Source organism: Paenibacillus sp., from assembly GCF_031177825.1.
In the GTDB taxonomy this organism is placed as follows: Bacteria; Bacillota; Bacilli; order Paenibacillales; family YIM-B00363; genus Paenibacillus_AE.
Genome location: NZ_JAPSKE010000005.1, coordinates 22,125 through 40,355, shown reverse-complemented (window position 1 = coordinate 40,355; position 18,231 = coordinate 22,125). Strand labels below are relative to the sequence as shown.

The 18,231-nt window shown below is 62.8% G+C and carries 16 protein-coding genes and 1 pseudogene; 14 read left to right on the top strand and 3 right to left on the bottom strand.

Annotated elements, in window-relative coordinates:
* Positions 1 to 209 precede the first annotated feature (209 nt).
* Positions 210 to 3,080, top strand: a complete 2,871-nt coding sequence (locus RIN49_RS07580; RefSeq protein ID WP_309119564.1) for a glycoside hydrolase family 2 protein — start codon at positions 210 to 212, stop codon at positions 3,078 to 3,080.
* A 53-nt stretch (positions 3,081 to 3,133) separates the two neighbouring features.
* Here RIN49_RS07580 and RIN49_RS07575 read toward each other — a convergent pair whose 3' ends face one another.
* The gene (locus RIN49_RS07575; protein WP_309119563.1) at positions 3,134 to 3,574 is read right to left on the bottom strand and encodes an Lrp/AsnC family transcriptional regulator; all 441 of its coding nucleotides are present in this window, start codon (positions 3,572 to 3,574) and stop codon (positions 3,134 to 3,136) included.
* A 152-nt stretch (positions 3,575 to 3,726) separates the two neighbouring features.
* Positions 3,727 to 4,557, bottom strand: a complete 831-nt coding sequence (locus RIN49_RS07570) for a helix-turn-helix transcriptional regulator (RefSeq protein WP_309119562.1) — start codon at positions 4,555 to 4,557, stop codon at positions 3,727 to 3,729.
* 141 nt (positions 4,558 to 4,698) lie between these two features.
* Between RIN49_RS07570 and RIN49_RS07565 the strand changes: the two genes are divergently transcribed.
* From RIN49_RS07565 to RIN49_RS07545, 6 genes and pseudogenes are all read left to right on the top strand, one after another.
* The gene (locus RIN49_RS07565) at positions 4,699 to 6,762 is read left to right on the top strand and encodes a beta-galactosidase (protein ID WP_309119561.1); all 2,064 of its coding nucleotides are present in this window, start codon (positions 4,699 to 4,701) and stop codon (positions 6,760 to 6,762) included.
* 236 nt (positions 6,763 to 6,998) lie between these two features.
* Positions 6,999 to 7,421: pseudogene (locus tag RIN49_RS28770) on the top strand (copper amine oxidase N-terminal domain-containing protein); the annotation flags it as partial.
* Between the two features lie 40 nt (positions 7,422 to 7,461).
* Positions 7,462 to 7,779, top strand: a complete 318-nt coding sequence (locus tag RIN49_RS07560; protein ID WP_309119560.1) for a hypothetical protein — start codon at positions 7,462 to 7,464, stop codon at positions 7,777 to 7,779.
* Positions 7,780 to 7,918: 139 nt separating this feature from the next.
* Positions 7,919 to 8,341, top strand: coding sequence for a DUF2500 domain-containing protein (locus RIN49_RS07555; protein WP_309119559.1), 423 nt, complete (start codon positions 7,919 to 7,921; stop codon positions 8,339 to 8,341).
* A 47-nt stretch (positions 8,342 to 8,388) separates the two neighbouring features.
* Positions 8,389 to 8,742, top strand: a complete 354-nt coding sequence (locus RIN49_RS07550; protein ID WP_309119558.1) for a hypothetical protein — start codon at positions 8,389 to 8,391, stop codon at positions 8,740 to 8,742.
* Between the two features lie 68 nt (positions 8,743 to 8,810).
* Entirely contained in the window at positions 8,811 to 9,980 is a 1,170-nt protein-coding gene (locus RIN49_RS07545; RefSeq protein WP_309119557.1) for a sn-glycerol-1-phosphate dehydrogenase, read from the top strand.
* Here the strand turns inward: RIN49_RS07545 and RIN49_RS07540 are convergent.
* Positions 9,970 to 10,698 carry a MerR family transcriptional regulator gene (locus RIN49_RS07540; protein WP_309119556.1) on the bottom strand — a complete coding sequence of 243 codons (729 nt, stop codon included), beginning with the start codon at positions 10,696 to 10,698 and terminating at the stop codon, positions 9,970 to 9,972. The two genes, RIN49_RS07545 and RIN49_RS07540, sit on opposite strands and share 11 nt — an antisense overlap.
* A gap of 308 nt (positions 10,699 to 11,006) precedes the next feature.
* On the opposite strand from RIN49_RS07540, the gene RIN49_RS07535 reads away from it, so the two are divergent.
* The 7 genes from RIN49_RS07535 (at position 11,007) to RIN49_RS07505 (ending at position 18,231) form a co-directional block, all read left to right on the top strand.
* The gene (locus RIN49_RS07535; RefSeq protein ID WP_309119555.1) at positions 11,007 to 11,192 is read left to right on the top strand and encodes a hypothetical protein; all 186 of its coding nucleotides are present in this window, start codon (positions 11,007 to 11,009) and stop codon (positions 11,190 to 11,192) included.
* Positions 11,193 to 11,219: 27 nt separating this feature from the next.
* Entirely contained in the window at positions 11,220 to 13,730 is a 2,511-nt protein-coding gene (gene uvrA, locus RIN49_RS07530; RefSeq protein WP_309119554.1) for an excinuclease ABC subunit UvrA, read from the top strand.
* 55 nt (positions 13,731 to 13,785) lie between these two features.
* Positions 13,786 to 13,944, top strand: a complete 159-nt coding sequence (locus tag RIN49_RS07525; RefSeq protein ID WP_309119553.1) for a hypothetical protein — start codon at positions 13,786 to 13,788, stop codon at positions 13,942 to 13,944.
* 160 nt (positions 13,945 to 14,104) lie between these two features.
* Positions 14,105 to 15,667 (top strand): spore germination protein, encoded by a 1,563-nt coding sequence (locus tag RIN49_RS07520; RefSeq protein WP_309119552.1) that lies wholly within the window; start codon positions 14,105 to 14,107, stop codon positions 15,665 to 15,667.
* Between the two features lie 13 nt (positions 15,668 to 15,680).
* Positions 15,681 to 16,868, top strand: a complete 1,188-nt coding sequence (locus tag RIN49_RS07515; protein ID WP_309119551.1) for a Ger(x)C family spore germination protein — start codon at positions 15,681 to 15,683, stop codon at positions 16,866 to 16,868.
* A gap of 24 nt (positions 16,869 to 16,892) precedes the next feature.
* Complete coding sequence (locus RIN49_RS07510; RefSeq protein ID WP_309119550.1) at positions 16,893 to 17,102, top strand: hypothetical protein; 210 nt, start codon at positions 16,893 to 16,895, stop codon at positions 17,100 to 17,102.
* Between the two features lie 31 nt (positions 17,103 to 17,133).
* Entirely contained in the window at positions 17,134 to 18,231 is a 1,098-nt protein-coding gene (locus tag RIN49_RS07505; RefSeq protein WP_309119549.1) for a GerAB/ArcD/ProY family transporter, read from the top strand.

The window sequence follows — 18,231 nt, the reverse complement described above, 5'->3', positions numbered from 1 at the left end:
GAGCGGAGGTTTTCCGTTCCAAGGCGGCCGCGCATAGGGGCGTCTAAGCGGTGGGCGGGAAGTTTTCCCGTTCAAAGATCCGAGCCCCCTTGGCGAACATCAAGTAACATCAAACAACAACAAACAATTAAAAACGATTGACTTCCTCCCCGTCTCATTCGATAATAATGGAGAATGCTCTCATCCTTCATCAGAAAAGGGGCCACTTCATGTCCACCTTATCCTATTATCGTCCCGTCGACGGAAAGCGGTACCTCGACGAGGTTCAGGACGAAGCATACGCAAGCTCCTCGCTGCACGGGGACGCGCTCATCGAGGCGGAGAGCCGCATTCCGCGCCGGCCGGCGATCGTCGAGCCGGCGAGCGGCGCCATGCCGACGCACCGAGCGGAGCGGCTCTGTCTGTCCGGCGCTTGGCGCATGATCGACTGCGATCCGGCCGATCCGGGCGATCCCGCGCCGAACACGGGGTGGTTCGGTCGAAGAGCGAAGGCGAGTCCCGGTATGATCGAGAAGTGGTATGCGCCGGGGTTCGACCGCAGCGCGTGGCATGAGGTCCGGGTGCCGACGACGGTGCAGAAGGCGCTCGTCGATCTCGGGCTGCTCGACGACCCGCTGTGGAACGCGAATACGATCGACGAGCTCGAGTCGCATGGCGAACCGAAGGAGCGGCCGCTCTGGTTCCGCCGCACGCGCGTCGAACGCCGGGACTGGTGGTTCGCGAAGACGTTCGAGGCGCCGTCCGCGTGGCAGGGCAAGCGGCTGACGCTGCGCTTCGACGGGCTCGACTATTCCGGAACCGTCTTCTTCAACGGCGCGTCGCTCGGCCACCACAAGGGGATGTTCGGCGGGCCGGACCTCGACGTTACCGGCTTGGTCCGTTACGACGCGCCGAACGAGCTCGTCGTGCGCATCGACCAGGCGCCGGAGACGTGGAACGGCTTGCTGAAGGGCAGCCCCGGCTTCGGCTGGCACTACGGGCACTTGATCTCCATGGGCATCTGGAGAGACGTGTGGGTGCAGGCGGAGCCGGACGTCGCGATCGTCGATCCGTACGTCGCTACGACGTCGATCGAAGGCGGCGCCGCGAAGCTGCGGATCGCGTTCGCGGCGGTCAGCCGCTCGGCCGACCGCGCGACGGTCGTCGTCGAAGGCGACATCCGCCGCAAGGGAGTGCCGGCGGACGCCGCGCCGGCGCTGCGGTTCCGCAGCAGGGTCGAGGCGAGCTACGGCCGGAACGAGTTCGAGGCCGAGGTCGAGCTGCCGGAGCCGGCGCTCTGGTGGCCGGTCGGCTACGGCGACCCGGCGTTATATACGTTGACGCTGGCCGGGCGCGCCGCCGATGACGCGGCGGAGGCGATCGACGCGATCGCCGTCGACTTCGGCGTGCGCACGATCGAGCTGCGCCCCTTCGAAGACACGGCCCCGGAGACCGAATACCGTTGGCAGTTCGTCGTGAACGGCGTCCCTATCTTCGTCAAGGGCGCGAACTGGTGCTGGCCGGACCCGATGCTGGAGCAGAACGAAGCGTTGTACGAGCGGCTCCTCGAGCTGGCTCGCCGCGGCAACGTGCAGATGCTCCGCGCTTGGGGCGGAGGGCTCGTGGAAGGGGACTTCTTCTACCGGATGTGCGACGAGAAGGGCATCATGGTGTATCAAGAGTTCCCGTTATGCTGGGGCCCACCCGATTCGCCGCACACGGATCTCGGCGTCGTGGACCGTCAGGTGACGCGCTCGGTGAAGCGGCTGCGCAGCCATCCGTCGCTCGTCATGTGGGGCGGCGGCAACGAGAACGGCCCGCACGGCGGCGCCGACGAAGGCTTGTTCCTGGTCGGCCGCCGCTGCCGCCAGTTCGATCCGTCGCGCCCGTATCATCGCACCGATCCGTGGGGCGGCAGCGCGCACAACTGGCACGTCTACCATTTCGGCGAGCCGATGGACGCGGCGACGCTCGCCATGCCGTCGGTCATGTACGGCGAGTACGGCATTCCGAGCATGCCGAACCGAGACAGCTGCCTTCGGTACGTACCGGAGGAAGCGATGGCGTCCTGGCCGCCGACGGAAGACAGCCGGGGGCTGCTGGCGCATTCTCACCAGTTCAGCTTGAAAGACGTCATCAAGGTAATGCGCTACGGCGCGTACGGGCCGATCCGCGATTGGGACGACTACATCGCCTACTCGCAGACGGCGCAGGGGGAGACGCTGCGGTTTACCGCGGAAATCCAACGCGCCGGGGCGGGCGCGACGAAATCGGGATTTTGGTATTATAAATTCACGGATCTGTTCCCGGGGCATTCTTGGGGGATCATCGATTACTACGGAACGCCGAAGCTGTCGTATTACCGGGCGATGCAGGCATGCCGACCGCGTTCCGCCTTCGCGACGTACGAGAAGATGAACGGCTGGTCGGCGGGGGAGACGTTCGAAGCCGGCGTCCATGCGGCCAACGAGACGCGGGAGTCGCTGGACGGCGCATCCGTAAGCGCGACGCTGTACGGCAGCGATCTGACCGAGCTGCGGTCGAACCGATACGAAGGGCTGACGCTTGCGCCGAATGCGGTCGCCTTGATCGATCGCATCGCCGTGACGCTGCCCGGGGACGAACGGATCCGGCCGTTCCTGTTGGCGGTGGCGCTGCGCGCCGCGGACGGCTCGCTCGTCGCCGATCAATGGTATTGGTTCAACGCGCAGGCGAAGACGGAGGAACTGCTCGCGTTCGAACGGCGTCACACCGGCAACTCGGAAAACGAATACCCCGGCGAACAAGCCGCCGAAGCGTTCGCCTTGTACGCGAGCCTGCCGGACGCGCCGATGCGGCGCTTGCCCGAAACGCGGCTGGAGTGGTCGCTCGGGCGCGGGGCCGCCGGAACCGCGGGCGAAATCCGCGTCCGCAACGTCGGCGCGGTCCCGGCGGTGCGGGTAACGATCCAGGGCTTCCCCGACGACGACTGGGGCAGCTACCTCGGCGACAACGACTTCGGCCTGTACCCGGGCGAAGCGCGAGCGATCCCGTTCGCGACGAGCCGCGAATGCCCGTTGGACGGCATCTCCGTCGGGGCGTGGAACGCGCCGCGGATCTAAATATAACGAAACTCCCCTCGGGCGGACCGAAGGGAGTTTCATTTTCCGCATTCTCATTCTTCTTCGATGGCGGGGATGAGCGGCTTCGGCTCGATCGGCGTGGACATGACGATCATCGTCAGCGAATCGCCGTATTTGTTCGAGGCGTTGTTGAACGATTCCAGCGACGCCATCGACTCGGTCACCACTTTCACGAGGTAATTGTACTGCCCGCTGATGCGGTGGCACTCGACGACGTCGGGCGACGCATCGCAGAACGCAAGGAAACTGTCGCAGTCCTTCGTATGAAACAGCAGAAACGCGGACGTCGTCTTGTCGATTTTGGCCGGAGGGACGACGGCGCGGTACCGTCCGAGGATTCCCTTGTCCTCTAGGCGGCGCACGCGTTCCGTAACGGCCGGCTGCGAGAGACCGACCGCCTTCCCGAGCTCCGTGAACGACATCCGCCCTTGCTCTTGAAGCAGGGTGATAATGCTTTTGTCGACGCGATCCATCGATCGACGCTCCTTTTCGAAAATCATCGAGAAACGCCGAGTATCCCGTCGTTTTTCGGCATTCTCCGCGATTCCATCTTATAAAAGAAGAGCAAATTTTGTAAAGCGAAAGCGAGACGTACCGGCCGCGGCGGCGGAATACGCCGGACGGCCTACGTCCGCTGCTCCCGGAATTGCTGAGGAGTCAGCCCCTCGAGTTCCTTGAACCGCTTAATGAAGTAACTGCTTTGCGAAAACCCGGTCGCCGCCGCGATGTCTCCGACGCTCAGGCGGCCGGTGATGAGCAGGCGCTTGGCTCGGACGATCCGGCTCTCCAATAGGAATCGCATCGGGGTCTTCCCGATGTAGCCGCGGAACATGCGGTCGAAATGATAGACGCTGTATTTCGCCGTATCCGCCATTCGCGGGAGCGTCCAAGGCTCGTCGCAGCGCGAACGAATCGCGTCGGCGGCGGCCAGGATCCGTTCGCGGCTGTCGGGCGGCGCTCCCGCGGCCTTCGGCCGCGACGCGCCCAACGTGGCGAGCAGCAGCTCGTACAGCTTCGCCGAGAGACGCTGCTCCGCGGACGAGTCCGGAGTTTCGGAAAATCGGAGCAGCTCGTCGGCGAGCGTTAGACAACGCGAGACATCGCCCAACGCGAACACCCAGGGCTCGCCGATCCCTTTATCCCCGAGCAGGGCGGCGGCGCCTTCCCCGAAGAAATGCACCCACCGCACGTCCCAAGGCTCGTCCGGCACGGCGCCGTACCGCTGCTCCTGATCGGGAGCGTACAGAAACCCTTGCCCGGCGGCGAGCTCGTACCGTCTGTTCTTCCAAACCAACTCGCCTCTGCCCCCGAAGACGAAATGCAAATTATAGTACGGCAGCTGCCCGGGCAGGCGATGCTCGCGATGCTCCGGCTCCTCGCGATACCACCCGTAAGACTCCGGGTACACCAAATATCCCGGAAACACGGGCCTTGAGACGTAATGATGTATTCGCATCGCCTATCTCCAATCGAATCGCAATATCGTGTTATCGAAGCAAAACCCTGCGATTTATTTCTCCGTTATTCCGTATTATGATGGCACTACATCGAGGTTGAATCAGCAATATCATTATATCAGAGGACGAGGTGCATGCGGATGCCGAAATCCGTATCCAGAGATCGCGTATGGCTTGGAGTTTGCTATTATCCGGAGCAGTGGCCCCGGGAGATGTGGGAGGACGATTTCCGACGGATGCGCGAGCTCGGCTTCGGCGTCGTCCGGATGGCCGAATTCGCTTGGTCGGTCTTGGAGCCGGAAGAGGGGGTGTTCCGATTCGGCTTGTTCGACGAGGCGCTCGACCTCGCGCACCGATACGGGCTGAAGGCGATTCTAGGAACGCCGACGGCGACGCCGCCCGCCTGGTTGACCGAACGCTATCCCGAAGTGTTGAACGCGACGCAGTCGGGCGTGCCGTACCGGCACGGCCAGCGGAGACACTACAACTATAACAGCCACGTATACCGTTCGTTCAGCGAGCGGATCGTGCGGCGGATGGTAGCCCGGTATAAGGACCATCCGGCGGTCGTCGCGTGGCAGATCGACAACGAGCTGAACTGCGAGACGAACGCGTTTTATTCGGAGAGCGATCACCGCGCGTTCCGCGCTTGGCTGATCGGGAAGTACGGCACGTTGGATCGGTTGAACGAGGCGTGGGGCGCGGTGTTCTGGAACCAAACCTACTCGTCCTGGGAGCAAGTGTACTTGACCCGGCCGAGCGTCTCCGATTCCCCGAATCCGCATCAGGCGCTCGACGAGAAGCGGTTCATCTCCGACAGCGCGATCTCCTACGCCAAGCTGCAGGCGGACATCATCCGAGAGCTGGCGCCGCGGCATGAGGTGACGACGAACGGCTTGTTCGGCCACTTGAACAGCCACCGGCTGACGGACGAACTGCTCGACTATTTCTCCTACGATTCTTACCCGCAGTTCGGCTCGATCTACCCCGACGGGGGCGATCGTCCGCTGCGCGACCGGAAGTGGAGCTGGAACTTGAGCAAGGCGAGGTCCGTGTCGCCGCAATTTTGCGTGATGGAGCAGCAGTCGGGGGCGGGCGGCTGGGTGAACCGAATGGAGATGCCGGCGCCGAAGCCCGGACAGATGAGGCTATGGACGTACCAATCGATCCTGCATGGCGCCGACATGGTGCTGTATTTCCGCTGGCGGACGGCGGCGTTCGGCACGGAGATGTATTGGCACGGCATCAACGACACCCATAACCGGCCGAACCGCCGGGCGGAGGAGGCCGGTCGGATCGGAGAGGAGCTGCAGCGCGCGGGCGCCGCCATCGCGGGCAAATCGTATCGGGCGGACGTCGCCGTTCTAGGCAGCTACGACAACGAGTGGGACGGCGAGCTCGACCGCTGGTACGGACCGTTAACCGGGTACAGCGTATCGTCTTGGATCAAGACGCTGCAATACGCTCACATTCCCGTCGACTATATCAACGTGGAGCATGCGTCGGCGGAGACGCTCGCCAAGTATCGCGTCGTCGTTTATCCGCATGCCGCGATCCTGTCGGAGGATACGGCGCGTAGACTGACGGAATTCGCGGAGCGGGGCGGGATCGTCGTGTTCGGCTGCCGAACGGGAGTAAAGGACGAGAACGGTCAAATGAGAATGCAGCCGTTCCCGGGCCCGGTCGCCTCGTTATGCGGGGTCGAGGTGGAGGATTTCACCTACGTGCTCGAAGGCGACGCGCCGAAGGTGCGATGGACGGCCGAGCGGCTGCAAGGGGCGCCGGACGCCGATGCGCCGAAGTTCGTCGACGTGCTGCGGATCGTCGCCGACGACGCGGAGGTGCTCGCGCGGTACGCCTCGGATTATTTCGAGGGCAAGCCTGCGCTGACTCGTCGTCCCGTCGGAGCGGGCGCCGCTTATTATTACGGCTCCGCCTTCGAAGAGAGCGTCGCGCAAGCGTTGCTCGCCGAGCTGGGGCTGCAGAGTCCGCTGCTCGATTGGTTCGAGGAGCTGCCGGAGAAGGTGGAGGCCGGGATCCGCGAGGACGACGGCGGACGCGTCGCGTTCCTGTTGAACTACGGCTCGACGCCGGCCGCGGTTCGGACGAAGCGCGAGGTGCGAGAGCTGCTGTCGGATCGCAGGACGGAGGCGGCGGGCGCGTTCGAGCTCGAACCGTACGGCGTCGCCATTTTCAACCTATAATCTAGAAAAAGGAAGAGCCTGTTCCGAGGAAACGCGGAGCAGGCTTCTTTGTCGTCGAACTTCCGTCCGAGGGCCGGCCCCTGCTTAGGGAGGCGGTCCAAGTTACGCCCATCGGCCCTTTCTAACCTGACGCCGCAAGAAAAAGAAGGAGTCCATGTAGCGCTCCTGCAACAAATTTACTTTTTTAGAGTCTAAAAGACAGGAGGTGTTACGGGGTGAAAACGCCGCGTCGGTGGATGGCATGGCTCCTCGGTTTGGGGATGGTCGTTACGTTGTTTCCGGGAAGTACATACGCCGCAGCAAGCTCCATAACTCTAGAAGTGAACGGGCTGGCCGTGCGAACGGATGTGCCGCCAGCGATGAAAGACGGGCGCGTCATGGTGCCGCTGCGTTGGGTAGCGGAAGCGCTGGAAGCGAAGGTTCATTGGGATCGCGAAAAGCGAGCGGTGCTGATCGATACGGACGCCGGACTTGTTCCGGCGACGCAAGGGCGCGCAATCGGGTTGTGGGTCGACGGGCGAAAGCTGGAGCCGGACGTAGCGCCCCTTCTGTCGAAGGGGAGGACGCTCGTCTCCGTCCGCGTCATCGCGGAGGCGGTCGGCGCCAAGGTGGAATGGAACGCGAAGGAGCGAACCGTTAAGATTTCTCGTCCGCAGGCGGCGTTAATTCTACGGCGCAGGCGCGGACGCATCGGGCTCCGTGCTGATCGGAGGACGCGTCAAAGACGGCGCTCCTTATCTGGCGACGGCCGGCGCGGACGCGACCGTCTGGACGGAACGGAAGCTGCCGTTCCTTGCGGATCGGATCGCGATCGACCCGGACGCGCCCGACACGCTCGCCGCGATCGGCCGGCGGCTTGGAGAAGCTTCGCGCGAGGCGGAGCTGTTCTTATCGTTCGACCGCGGAGCGACGTGGACGTCGGCCGGGTCGGCCGGCGGCGTCGTCGAACATGTCGATGCTAAAGCCAGGCTGCTGTTCGTACGCGACGTTTACGAGATGGAAGCGTACCGCTACTAGTTCGCTTCCCGCGGGTCATCGTGCCGGCGGGAGCGTCATGCAACCGAGGCGGCCGCCGAACGAGTTCGCCCTCCGTCCGAAACATTTCCGGCATGCCGACGTAAATAAGGAGACACAATTCGAACCGAGGTGAATGGTTATGCCGGGTGGTTTCGGCGGATCCCCGTTCGGCGGGGGCTTCGACTTTATGTTTACGCTCGTCCCCATTATTATCGGGATCGGCTTCGTAGTCGTGATCGGGGGCATCGTGTTCAACGGAGCGCGATATATGAAAAATGCAAGCGCTCCGAAGGAGAGCGTCTACGCGCGGGTGGTCGCCAAGCGGATGGACGTCCGCACCCATACGCATCATCAACCGCATGGCGCGGGGGACCACGTGCATACCTCGCGCTCCTCCCGCACGCATTACTTCATCACGTTGGAGTTCGAGAACGGCGAACGTCGGGAGTATTTGGACGTGAAAGGGTTGTACGGGCTCGTCGTGGAAGGCGACGAAGGCTACGCCGCCGTGCAGGGCGATTGGATCGTCGCCTTCGAGCGGGGGGCGGCGCGGCCTATTTGAACGACGCGCCGGGCGAAGTCGCTGTCCGGCGAGAGCGATACCCGTTAATGGAAGCACCAGCTCGCCAAATAATAGCCTGCCTTCGGGGAGCGCTGATCGCCGGCGACTGGCTGCGTCTGACGCGACATACCGGTGACGACCGGTGGCGCGCGCGAGCCGTCGTCGCTTGGAACAACGCGACGCTCGGCGTCTCCGACGGGAGTCTGGTCGTCCACGGCATGACGCGGCCGGCCGGGTCGCAGAACGAGGCGTATTTCCAATGCCGATGGAACTTCGCGACGGACGCCGCGCGCGGCTCGGGAAGCATGAACGACTGGCTGGTCGCTTGGCCGACCGCCTTCCGGCTCCATACGCTCCTTAGGGAGCCGTCGTGGGCAGGCTTGTTCGAGGAAACGAAATAGGGCCGCCGATTCGGCGACAAATATGGTAGTATGCAAGAAAACAGTTTCGCGGAAGCGGGGGTCCGATCGTGAAGGAAATCATGGAACGTATTCGGGGGATGGCGGAGGAGATGGGCGAGTCGATCGAGGGGGTGGCTTTCCCCGAACCGATCGTGCTGGCGCCCGGCGCCGTCGACGCGGCGGCCGACTGGTTGACGGCGTCCGGATACGCACGCATTCAAGTCGTCGCCGATGCGAACACGTACGAAGCGGCGGGGAAGCGATTGGTCGACGGCTTGACCACGCGCGGGGCGTCGGCGGCGCCGACGATCGTATTGCCGAACGCGCTCGGCGACGTCGCCGCGGACGAAGCGTCCGTCGTGCAGGTGCTGCTCGACGCGCAGCGCACGGGCGCCGAGGCGCTCGTCGTCGTCGGCGCGGGAACGCTGCACGACATCGCGAGGTACGCCGCGTTCACGTGCGGCCGGCCGTTCGTCTCCGTGCCGACGGCGCCCTCCGTCGACGGCTTCACTTCCGTCGGAGCCCCCTTGATCGTGCGCGGCGATAAAATTACGATTCCGGCCGTCGGCCCCGCCGCCATCTTCGCCGACGTCGATCTAGCGACGGCGGCGCCCCGCGCGTTGATCGCGGCCGGCTTCGGCGACATGCTCGGCAAGTATACGTCGCTGTTCGATTGGCGGTTCGGCGCGGCGACCGCAGACGAGCCGTATTCGCCGCTCGCCGCCGCGATCACCGAGCGCGCCCTTGCCCGATGCGTCGCTCAGGCCGCCGCGATCGGACGCGGCGAGCCGGCGGCGGTCGTCGCGCTCATGGAGGCGCTCATCGAGTCCGGGCTCGCGATGCTCATTTTCGGCCAGTCGCATCCGGCGTCCGGCGCGGAGCATCACGTCTCCCACTACTGGGAGATGGAATACATTCGCGGGCAGCGGAGGCAGCTGCTGCACGGCGCCAAGGTCGGCGTCGCCTGCGCGCTCGTGTCCGAGCGGTACCGCCGCATCGCGGAGGAGGGCGCGGCCGCGTTCGAGGGCGTCCCGGACCTGCGCGCCATGCTGCAGGCGGTGCCCGAGCCGGCCGCGCTGCGGGCGCTGCTGTCCGAAGCGGGCGGCCCCGCGACGCCGGAGGAGCTCGGCGTCGAACCGGCGCTCGTCCGGGAGAGCCTCGATCGCGCGCATCGCGTTCGGCCGAACCGCGCTACCCTGCTAAGACGGTACAACGAGCTGTCGCAGCTTAACAGGTAGGCGAGCGCGGCGCGGCGGGCCCGCCCTCGGCCAGCTCGACGAGCAAGTCCAGATGCCGGATGCCCCGCATGCGCCTCCGAAGCGCATCGTGCAAAGCCCGAAGCGCATCCCGGGCCACGCGGCGCGCCTGCTCCAAGTCGTTGCGGTCGAGCTCGCGGACGACGCGCTTGATCGTCTCGAGCGACCAGACGGACGTCCGCAGCGTCCCGATAATCCGGATGTGCCGCACCTCCGCCGGGCCGTAGAGCCGGTACCCGTTCTCTTCGTGTCGCGGCGGGTCGATGAGGCCCATCTTCTCCCAGTGACGAATGGCGGACGCCGGCTGGGCGGTCAGCTTCGACACTTCGCCGATCGTCATCCACTTCCGCTTCCCCTTCGATGCGAGCTCGGGCGGTTCGATCGCCTCGAGCGCGCGAATCGTCTGCTCCGCCATTCGCTTCTCCTGCTGCAGCTCGCTTAACGCTTCGTTGACGATCCACAGGGCGCCGTCGAGATCCCCTCGCAGGACGCGCTTCAGCGCGTCGGAAGTCAGCGGCAGGCCGAAGCCGGCGCTCATCGCGCGGACGCATTCGAAATAAGCGAGATGCACCTCCGTATACATCCGATACCCGTTCGCTCCCCGCTCCACGGGCGGCACAATCCCCCAATCCTCGTAATGGCGCAGCGCGCTGGCGCTGACCCCGATCCGTCTGGCGATGTCGATCGGCCGGTATGCCATAGAACGTCCCCCTTCCGCATGTCTCTTCTCCCCGCATGTGTTTTTCCGTATGCCGCTCCGTTCTCGTCGTACCCGATTAAACCAATCTTCGCTCCGCTTGTAAAGCGTTCGACTCAACATTCAAGTGAAACCTTAAAGCCCCAGTGGAAGGTCGAAGGTCGACGAACGGCGAGGGGATGGCACTCGTTCGACCCAACCCTTAGGCTTGCATTCATGTTGTACGATGGTTTTATCCTGGAGACGAAGGAGGAAATCATGATACCTGTCCGCTTCTTTTCACCAGCAACGTCTTCGTGGATACGTCCACGATGCCGAATTGGCTCGGGCCGATCGTCGCGTACAACCCGATCAGGCTGACGTCGACCGCCGCCCGGGGGCTCATGCACGGGGAGACGAACTTCGTCGAGCTGGCGAAGGCGCTCGCCGTCATGGCCGCCGCGCCGCTCGCGTTCGCGCCGCCGACCTTCCGCTCGTATCGGCGGAAGGCGACGTAATGACCATTTCCGAAAGGGGCATCGCTCTTGCAAGATTTCATTCATATTCAAGGCGCTCGGGAAAACAATCTGAAGAACGTGACGCTGAACATTCCGAAATCCAAGCTGGTCGTCCTCACGGGCCCGTCCGGCTCCGGGAAGTCGACGCTCGCGCTCGACACGCTGCAGCGGGAATGCCAACGCCAGTACATGGAGTCGATGGGGATGACCGGGGAGACGGTGGCGAAGCCGAAGGTCGACGCCATCGTCGGCTTATCGCCGTCGATCAGCGTCGGCCAGCATGTGACGAATCGGAATCCGCGGTCGACGGTCGGCACGGCGACGGACATTCATACGTACCTGCGCGTCATCTACGAGAAGCTCGGGGAACGTCCGTGTCCCCGGTGCGGGACGCGGTTCGCGCCTGGGCCGGACGAGGCGTCCGCATCGCTCGGCGTCGGCGAAGAGGAGGAAGGGGGCCGGTCCGCCGGTTCGGTGCGCTGCCCCGCTTGCTCGGAGTCGATGGAGCGGTATACGCGGCGGCACTTCTCGTTTAATACGCCGGAAGGCGCGTGCGAGGGGTGCGACGGGCTCGGGCACACGGTCAGCTTAGATCCGGAGGCCGTCTTCGATCCGGAGAAAAGCGCTCGCGACGGAGGCGTGCGGATCTGGTTCGACATGCTGTCGAAGTACCATTCCGCGACGCTGGAAGCCGCGGCGAAGCATTACGGGTTCGCGTTCGATCCGGATCAGCCGCTGAAGGAGTACGGCGAGGTGCAACGGGATTTGCTGTACTACGGGGTGGAAAGCGAGGAGTTCGCTCGTCACTTCCCGAGCGCGAAGCCGCCGAAGTCGGTGAACGCCGGCAAGTTCGAAGGCGTCCTGACCGGCATCTGGCGGCGGTACAAGGCGAACGGCGGCGAGTCCGGCGAAGCGGCGCTGTTCCGCGAGACGCCGTGCGAAGCGTGCCGCGGCGCCAAGCTGAAGGCGGAGGTGCGGCAGGTGACGGTCGGCGGCGCGTCGATCTCGGACATCTCAGGATGGTCGCTGCAGGACGCGCAAGCGTGGCTGGAGCGGCTGCTCGGCGAGCTGACCGAGGACGCGCGGGAGCAGGCGGAGTCGATGCTGCACGACCTCGCGCTTCGCGCGAAGCGTATCGTCGACGTCGGTCTCGGGTACTTGTCGCTCAATCGCCAATCGGTGACGTTGTCCGGCGGGGAAGCGCAGCGGCTTCGGCTCGCCTCCGTTCTCGGCTCGGGCCTCACCGGCGTGCTGTACATCCTCGACGAGCCGACGGCGGGGCTGCACCCGCGCGATACGGCGGGGCTCATCCGCGTGCTGCAGCAGCTGCGGGATCTCGGCAACACCGTGCTCGTCATCGAGCACGACGTCGAGATGATGCGCGCGGCCGATCATGTCATCGACATGGGGCCGGGCGCGGGCGCCTACGGCGGCCGCGTCGTCGGCGAAGGCACGCTGGAGCAGTTGATCCGCAGCGGAGATTCGGTGACGGGCGCGTTCCTCCGCGAGGCGGAAGCCGCGGCAGGACCGCGGGTCCGGCGCCCCGGCAACGGTCGCTTCCTGCAGGTGCGCGACGCCTACGCGCGGAACTTGAAGCATATCGACGTCTCGCTGCCGCTCGGCTGTCTGGTCGCGGTGACGGGCGTGTCCGGCTCCGGCAAGTCGACGCTGCTGTTCGACCTCGTGGCCGCCGGCGGACGCGACGATCAGCGACGGGAAGGCTGCGCGGGCATCGCCGGTTTCGACGCCGTGGACGGCATCGTCACGGTCGACCAGTCGCCGCTCGGCCGCATGAGCCGCTCCAACGTAGCGACGTATACCGACGTCTTCACCGGCATCCGCAACCTGTTCGCCGCGCTGCCGGAGGCGAAAGCCGCGGGGCTGACGTCGAAGCATTTCTCGTTCAATACGCCGGGCGGCCGATGCGAGCATTGCCAAGGGCTCGGCGTCGTGCCGGTGGATATGTTCTTCTTGCCCGGCCTCGAAGTGCGTTGCCCGGCGTGCCGCGGACGGAGGTTCAAGGAGGAGGTGCTGCGCGTCAAGTATCGAGGCGTCGACATCTCGAGCTTGCTCGATATGACCGTCGAGGAAAGCATGCCGATTCTCGAAGGACAAGGCAAGATGGACGCGCAGATCGCGCTGCTGCACGAAGTCGGCCTCGGCTATCTGCATTGGGGGCAGTCGCTGCGCACGCTCTCCGGCGGGGAGGGGCAGCGCATCCGTCTCGCGAAGGAGCTGAGCGGGAAGGCGAAGCGGCATACGCTGTATTTGCTCGACGAGCCGTCGACCGGGCTGCATCCGCGCGATACGAAGCAGCTGACGCTGCTGCTGAACAAGCTCGTCGACGCGGGGCATACGGTCATCGTCGTAGAGCATAACCTCGACGTAATCCGGGAATGCGACTGGGTGGTCGACATCGGCCCCGAAGGCGGGCACGAGGGCGGACAAGTCGTCGCGGCGGGAACGCCGGAGTCCGTCGCCGAGGTCGAAGCTTCGCACACGGGACGCTACCTGCGCGAGGCGTTGGCGGGGCGGTAAGGCACAGGGGTTTGTCCTGGGAAGCTTGACTACCCGGGGGCAGGCCTCTTTTCCGTTGGACGAGGACGTGCGAATTGCACCGCGATGGTGCGGATTCCGTTGCGGCGGGGCGCGGTATACGCTGGTGCCGTATTACGCTTGGGATAATCGCGAGCCCGGCTTCATGCGGGTGTGGATGAAGGAACGGGAGCGCGGCGGGCTGTATCGGGATTGAGAATGGGACGGATATCGAGGCCGGAGGGTCGGTGACGCCTTCCAGGTCTTTTTTATGGCGCCGCACCTGGCGAGGGCTTCTTCCGGGCGTATCGCGTTTATCGCCATTCACGGATGGAAATAATGTGGAGTGACATTCCATCCAGAAAGTAGCGTAGCGTATGAAGCGAAAGACGTCCGAAAGTTCCCATCCCCCTGACGTGGATCGGCTGTGGCGGGAGTACCAAGCGACGCCCGTCGACCCGAAGGTTGAACGCAACATAGAGCGGGCGGTACGAGACCTGGGCGCGAGCGACGACGTCGTGATTCGACCGGTTCGGTACGAGCAGTCCGAAGAAGCGGCGGCTGCGGTCGTCTACATCGACGGGTTGTCGGACGCCGACGTCGTGAATTCCTACATCTTCGATATGCTGAACCGCTCCCTATACGACGTGTTTCGGCATGAAGAGGCGGAGGAGCGAAAGATCGATATGGCCAGGCTGGCGAGAGAGCTTCTCGTCGGCATCGGATCGATCCGTTCCGCGACCGATATGGGAAGTGTGTACCGGCATTTGCTGTCCGGAGAAGCCATTATTTTCATCGACGGCATGGATTGCGCTTACCGTGCGGATATCCGGCAGTGGAAGGGCCGCGACATCACGGAATCGTCGAACCAAACCTCCGTCCGGGGACCGAGGGAGAGCTTTACGGAGACGCTTCGTACGAATACTTCTCTGATCCGCAGGAGAATCAAGGATCCTCGCATGCGTCTGGAGACGACGGCGATCGGACGCAGGACTCGAACGGACGTCACCCTTGTTTATCTCGACGGCATCGCCAAGCCTTCCGTCGTCGCCGAGACGCGCAAGCGGCTTCGATCCATCGACATCGATAGCGTGTTGGACAGCGGCTACATCGAGGAGCTGATCGAGGACGGACGCTATTCGCTGTTTCCGACGATCTACAATACCGAGAAGCCGGACGGCGTGGCGTCCCAGCTGCTCGAGGGGAAGGTCGCGATCCTGGTGGACGGGACCCCGAGCGTGTTGTTGGTTCCGGCCCAGTTTACGACCTTCCTTCAATCGACAGAGGACTACTACCAACGTGCGTTCTACGCGAGTCTGCTTCGCATTCTACGATTCGGAAGCTTGTTTATTTCGCTGTTGCTCCCGTCGCTATACATTGCCATTACGACATTCCATCGGGATATGCTGCCGGCCACGCTCTTGTTCAGTCTTGCCGCGCAGCGCGAAGGCGTGCCGTTCCCGGCATTCGTAGAAGCGCTTGTGATGGAGGTCACATTCGAAATATTGCGAGAAGCGGGACTTCGAATGCCGAAGGCGATCGGACAGGCGGTATCCGTCGTCGGAACGCTAGTCATCGGCCAAGCGGCCGTGGAAGCCGGGATCGTCTCCGCCGCGATGGTAATCGTCGTGTCCGTAACAGCGATTTCAACGTTCACGATTCCCTCCTATAGCGCCTCGATTCCAATTCGAATTTTGCGTTTCGCATTCATGGGCGCGGCCGCAAGCTTCGGTCTGTTCGGCATCGCCATGGGGATGTTCGCGCTTCTGCTGCATCTGTGCGCCCTCCGCTCGTTCGGAGAGCCGTATATGTCTCCGTTGTCGCCTTTCCGCGCGAGTGAGATGGAGGATACGCTCATCCGCATGCCGAGATGGTTGAGGTTTAAGCGCCCCGGGTTGTCGCAGGGCGGCGGAAGCGTGCGGTTGCGCATCCGGCGCTAAGGAGGGAACGGCCATGAAGCTATATCGAATCGCGATGATCGCTTTATGCTTGCTTCTACTCTCCGGGTGCTGGAGCAGGCGGGAGCTCAACGATATTCTAATCGTGCTCGGCGTCGGCCTTGACCGGGAGGACGGCGAATATTTGGTCTCCTTCCAAGTCGTCAATCCGAGCGAGATTTCGTCGCAAAAACAAACCGGACGGCGGTCCCCCGGCACGCTCTATCAAGGACGAGGCAAGACGATCTTCGAAGCGGCCCGGTCGGTTACGACGGAAGCACCGCGGAAAATGTATTTCGGCCATCTTCAGTTGTACGTGGTCGGCGAATCGGTCGCGAAGGAAGGATTGAGCTCCTTTATCGACAACGTACTCCGGGACAACGAACTGCGGATGGACTTTAATTTAGTCGTTGCCAGAGGCACGAAAGCGGGAAACGTGTTGAAGCTGTACACGCCGGTCGAGGAGCTCCCTACCAACAGTATGCTTCAGTCGCTGCGGACGTCCGAGAAAGCTTGGGCGCCCAGCGTATCCATTACGATGGACGAGGTGCTGGACCGGTTGTCCGGGGACGGGCATGAACTGGCGTTAACCGGCATTCAGCTGATCGGCGAATCGGAGTCGGGCGATTCGCCGAAAAACGTGGAATCGTTCCGAACTCCGAGCAGATACCGTTATAGAGGGATAGCGGTCTTCAGAGAGGATCGGTTGGTCGGTTGGCTGAACGAAGAGGAGAGCAAGGGGTATACAGACATCACGGACCGATTGGACAGCACGTCCATTGAATTGGCTTGCGGCGATAATCGGTATATCGGCATCGAAGTTTTGAACTCGAAGTCGAAGATGAAGTCCGAAATCAAAAACGGTCTTCCGGTAATGACCGTAACGCTGCGGACGGAGGCCGCGATCGTAGACAACCAATGTCAGGACGTCGACGTCGCGGATCCCGAGACGATTCGCAAGCTGGAAGCGAGAGCGGCGAGAGTCATGCAATCCAATGCCGAAGCGGCCGTCAAACGTGCGAAAGAGCTGAAGTCGGACGTGCTCGGATTCGGCGACCAGATTGCAAAGGAGCATCCCGCCTTCTGGAAGCGCGCGAAAAAAGGATGGAACGAGGAATACTTTCCTGTTGTCGATGTTCGATACGAGATTCGGCTGTACATTCGCAGGACAGGTACGACGGGCAATTCCACGTTGGATCAATGACAGTAGGAATGGAGAGGATCCTAGGTGGCATCCGTAATCGGCGTGCTGGCGCTGGCGGCGGGCGTCTTTTGGCTGGAGGCTCCGGGACTGATTCGGAGAAAGCGGATTCGGGAATTGATCTGGTTACTCGCATTCCTCGGCGCCGGGACAGCCTTATATGCCGCGCTGACGCTTGAAGTCCGCTTACCCAATCCGTTCGAGATCATTCCGTGGATGTTCGGCTGGCTGAGGTAGACGTTTCGAGGCAGAAAAAGGAGTGGCCCGAATGAAATCCGCGGACGAGAAAATAACCGTTCGGCAATTTCAAATCTTGATCATTCTCGGCGTGATCGGCGATTCCATCTTGATCATGCCGATGATCATGGCCTCCTACGCCAAACAAGACGCCTGGCTGTCCATGCTGATCGCAACCGGTGCGGGACTGGCGCTGGGGGGCTTGTTCGCCGCCGCCGCCAATAAGCTGCGAAGGGCCGACAGCCTGATCGAGGCTTCCCGGAAAACGTTGGGCGGCTGGCTCGGAAGCCTCGTCGGACTGTTGTTTCTGTTTAATTTCTTTATGTGCTCGCTAACGCTGTTGAGCGAGATGAGCCAGTTCATGACGACGCAGCTGATGCCGGAGACGCCGATCAATGCGATCATTCTCATCTTCTTGCTTGTGGTTATTCTCGCGTATCGTTACGGCATCGAAGCCTTCTCCCGAATGAGCGAACTTCTGTTCCCTGCGTTCGTGGCTTTGTTTTTATTTCTTGTCGTATTATTGCTTCCGCAAGCCGAGTTTCCCAACCTGCAGCCGATCGCCGCGAATGGATTCATACCGGTGTTCGAAGCTGCTTTCCAGGCGACTACGGTTTCGTTCGCGGAGATGGTCGTACTGCTCTCCCTTGCGCCTCATGTGTCCGGCGACCGAAAGCTGACGAAACCGATCATAACCTCTTTCCTGATCGGGGGAGTTTTTTTATTTACTTCCGTTTCGCTATGCGTTCTCGTGCTGGGACCGAATTTGATGGAGACCAAGTATTATCCGACCTTCGTACTGGCGCAAAAACTAACGATCGGCAACTTCCTGGAACGCATGGAGGCGATCATCGCTTTCCTGTGGATGATTACGGTGTTCTACAAGACTTTGCTGTTGTTTTATGCCGTCACCGCAGGGATCGCGCACCTGTTCAAGCTTCGAGAGAGCCGCATGCTGACCGTTCCGCTCGGCATGATCATGCTGGTCCTGACCGTAGTCGGGACGCCGAATATTGCCGTTTACAACCAGATTATCAAACGATATTATCCCTTTTTCGACGTCGCGTTTTGCATCCTTCTGCCCGGGCTGCTGCTGGTCGGGTTGGCATTCGAGCGAAGGAAAGGCTGA

What these genes read in the sequence shown, in the direction of transcription:
- RIN49_RS07580 (WP_309119564.1), top strand. Translation starts at nt 210, where the DNA reads ATGTCCACCTTATCCTATTATCGTCCCGTCGACGGAAAGCGGTACCTC.
- RIN49_RS07575 (WP_309119563.1), bottom strand. Translation starts at nt 3,574, where the DNA reads ATGGATCGCGTCGACAAAAGCATTATCACCCTGCTTCAAGAGCAAGGG.
- RIN49_RS07570 (WP_309119562.1), bottom strand. Translation starts at nt 4,557, where the DNA reads ATGCGAATACATCATTACGTCTCAAGGCCCGTGTTTCCGGGATATTTG.
- RIN49_RS07565 (WP_309119561.1), top strand. Translation starts at nt 4,699, where the DNA reads ATGCCGAAATCCGTATCCAGAGATCGCGTATGGCTTGGAGTTTGCTAT.
- RIN49_RS07555 (WP_309119559.1), top strand. Translation starts at nt 7,919, where the DNA reads ATGCCGGGTGGTTTCGGCGGATCCCCGTTCGGCGGGGGCTTCGACTTT.
- RIN49_RS07550 (WP_309119558.1), top strand. Translation starts at nt 8,389, where the DNA reads ATGGAAGCACCAGCTCGCCAAATAATAGCCTGCCTTCGGGGAGCGCTG.
- RIN49_RS07540 (WP_309119556.1), bottom strand. Translation starts at nt 10,698, where the DNA reads ATGGCATACCGGCCGATCGACATCGCCAGACGGATCGGGGTCAGCGCC.
- RIN49_RS07535 (WP_309119555.1), top strand. Translation starts at nt 11,007, where the DNA reads ATGCCGAATTGGCTCGGGCCGATCGTCGCGTACAACCCGATCAGGCTG.
- RIN49_RS07520 (WP_309119552.1), top strand. Translation starts at nt 14,105, where the DNA reads ATGAAGCGAAAGACGTCCGAAAGTTCCCATCCCCCTGACGTGGATCGG.
- RIN49_RS07515 (WP_309119551.1), top strand. Translation starts at nt 15,681, where the DNA reads ATGAAGCTATATCGAATCGCGATGATCGCTTTATGCTTGCTTCTACTC.
- RIN49_RS07505 (WP_309119549.1), top strand. Translation starts at nt 17,134, where the DNA reads ATGAAATCCGCGGACGAGAAAATAACCGTTCGGCAATTTCAAATCTTG.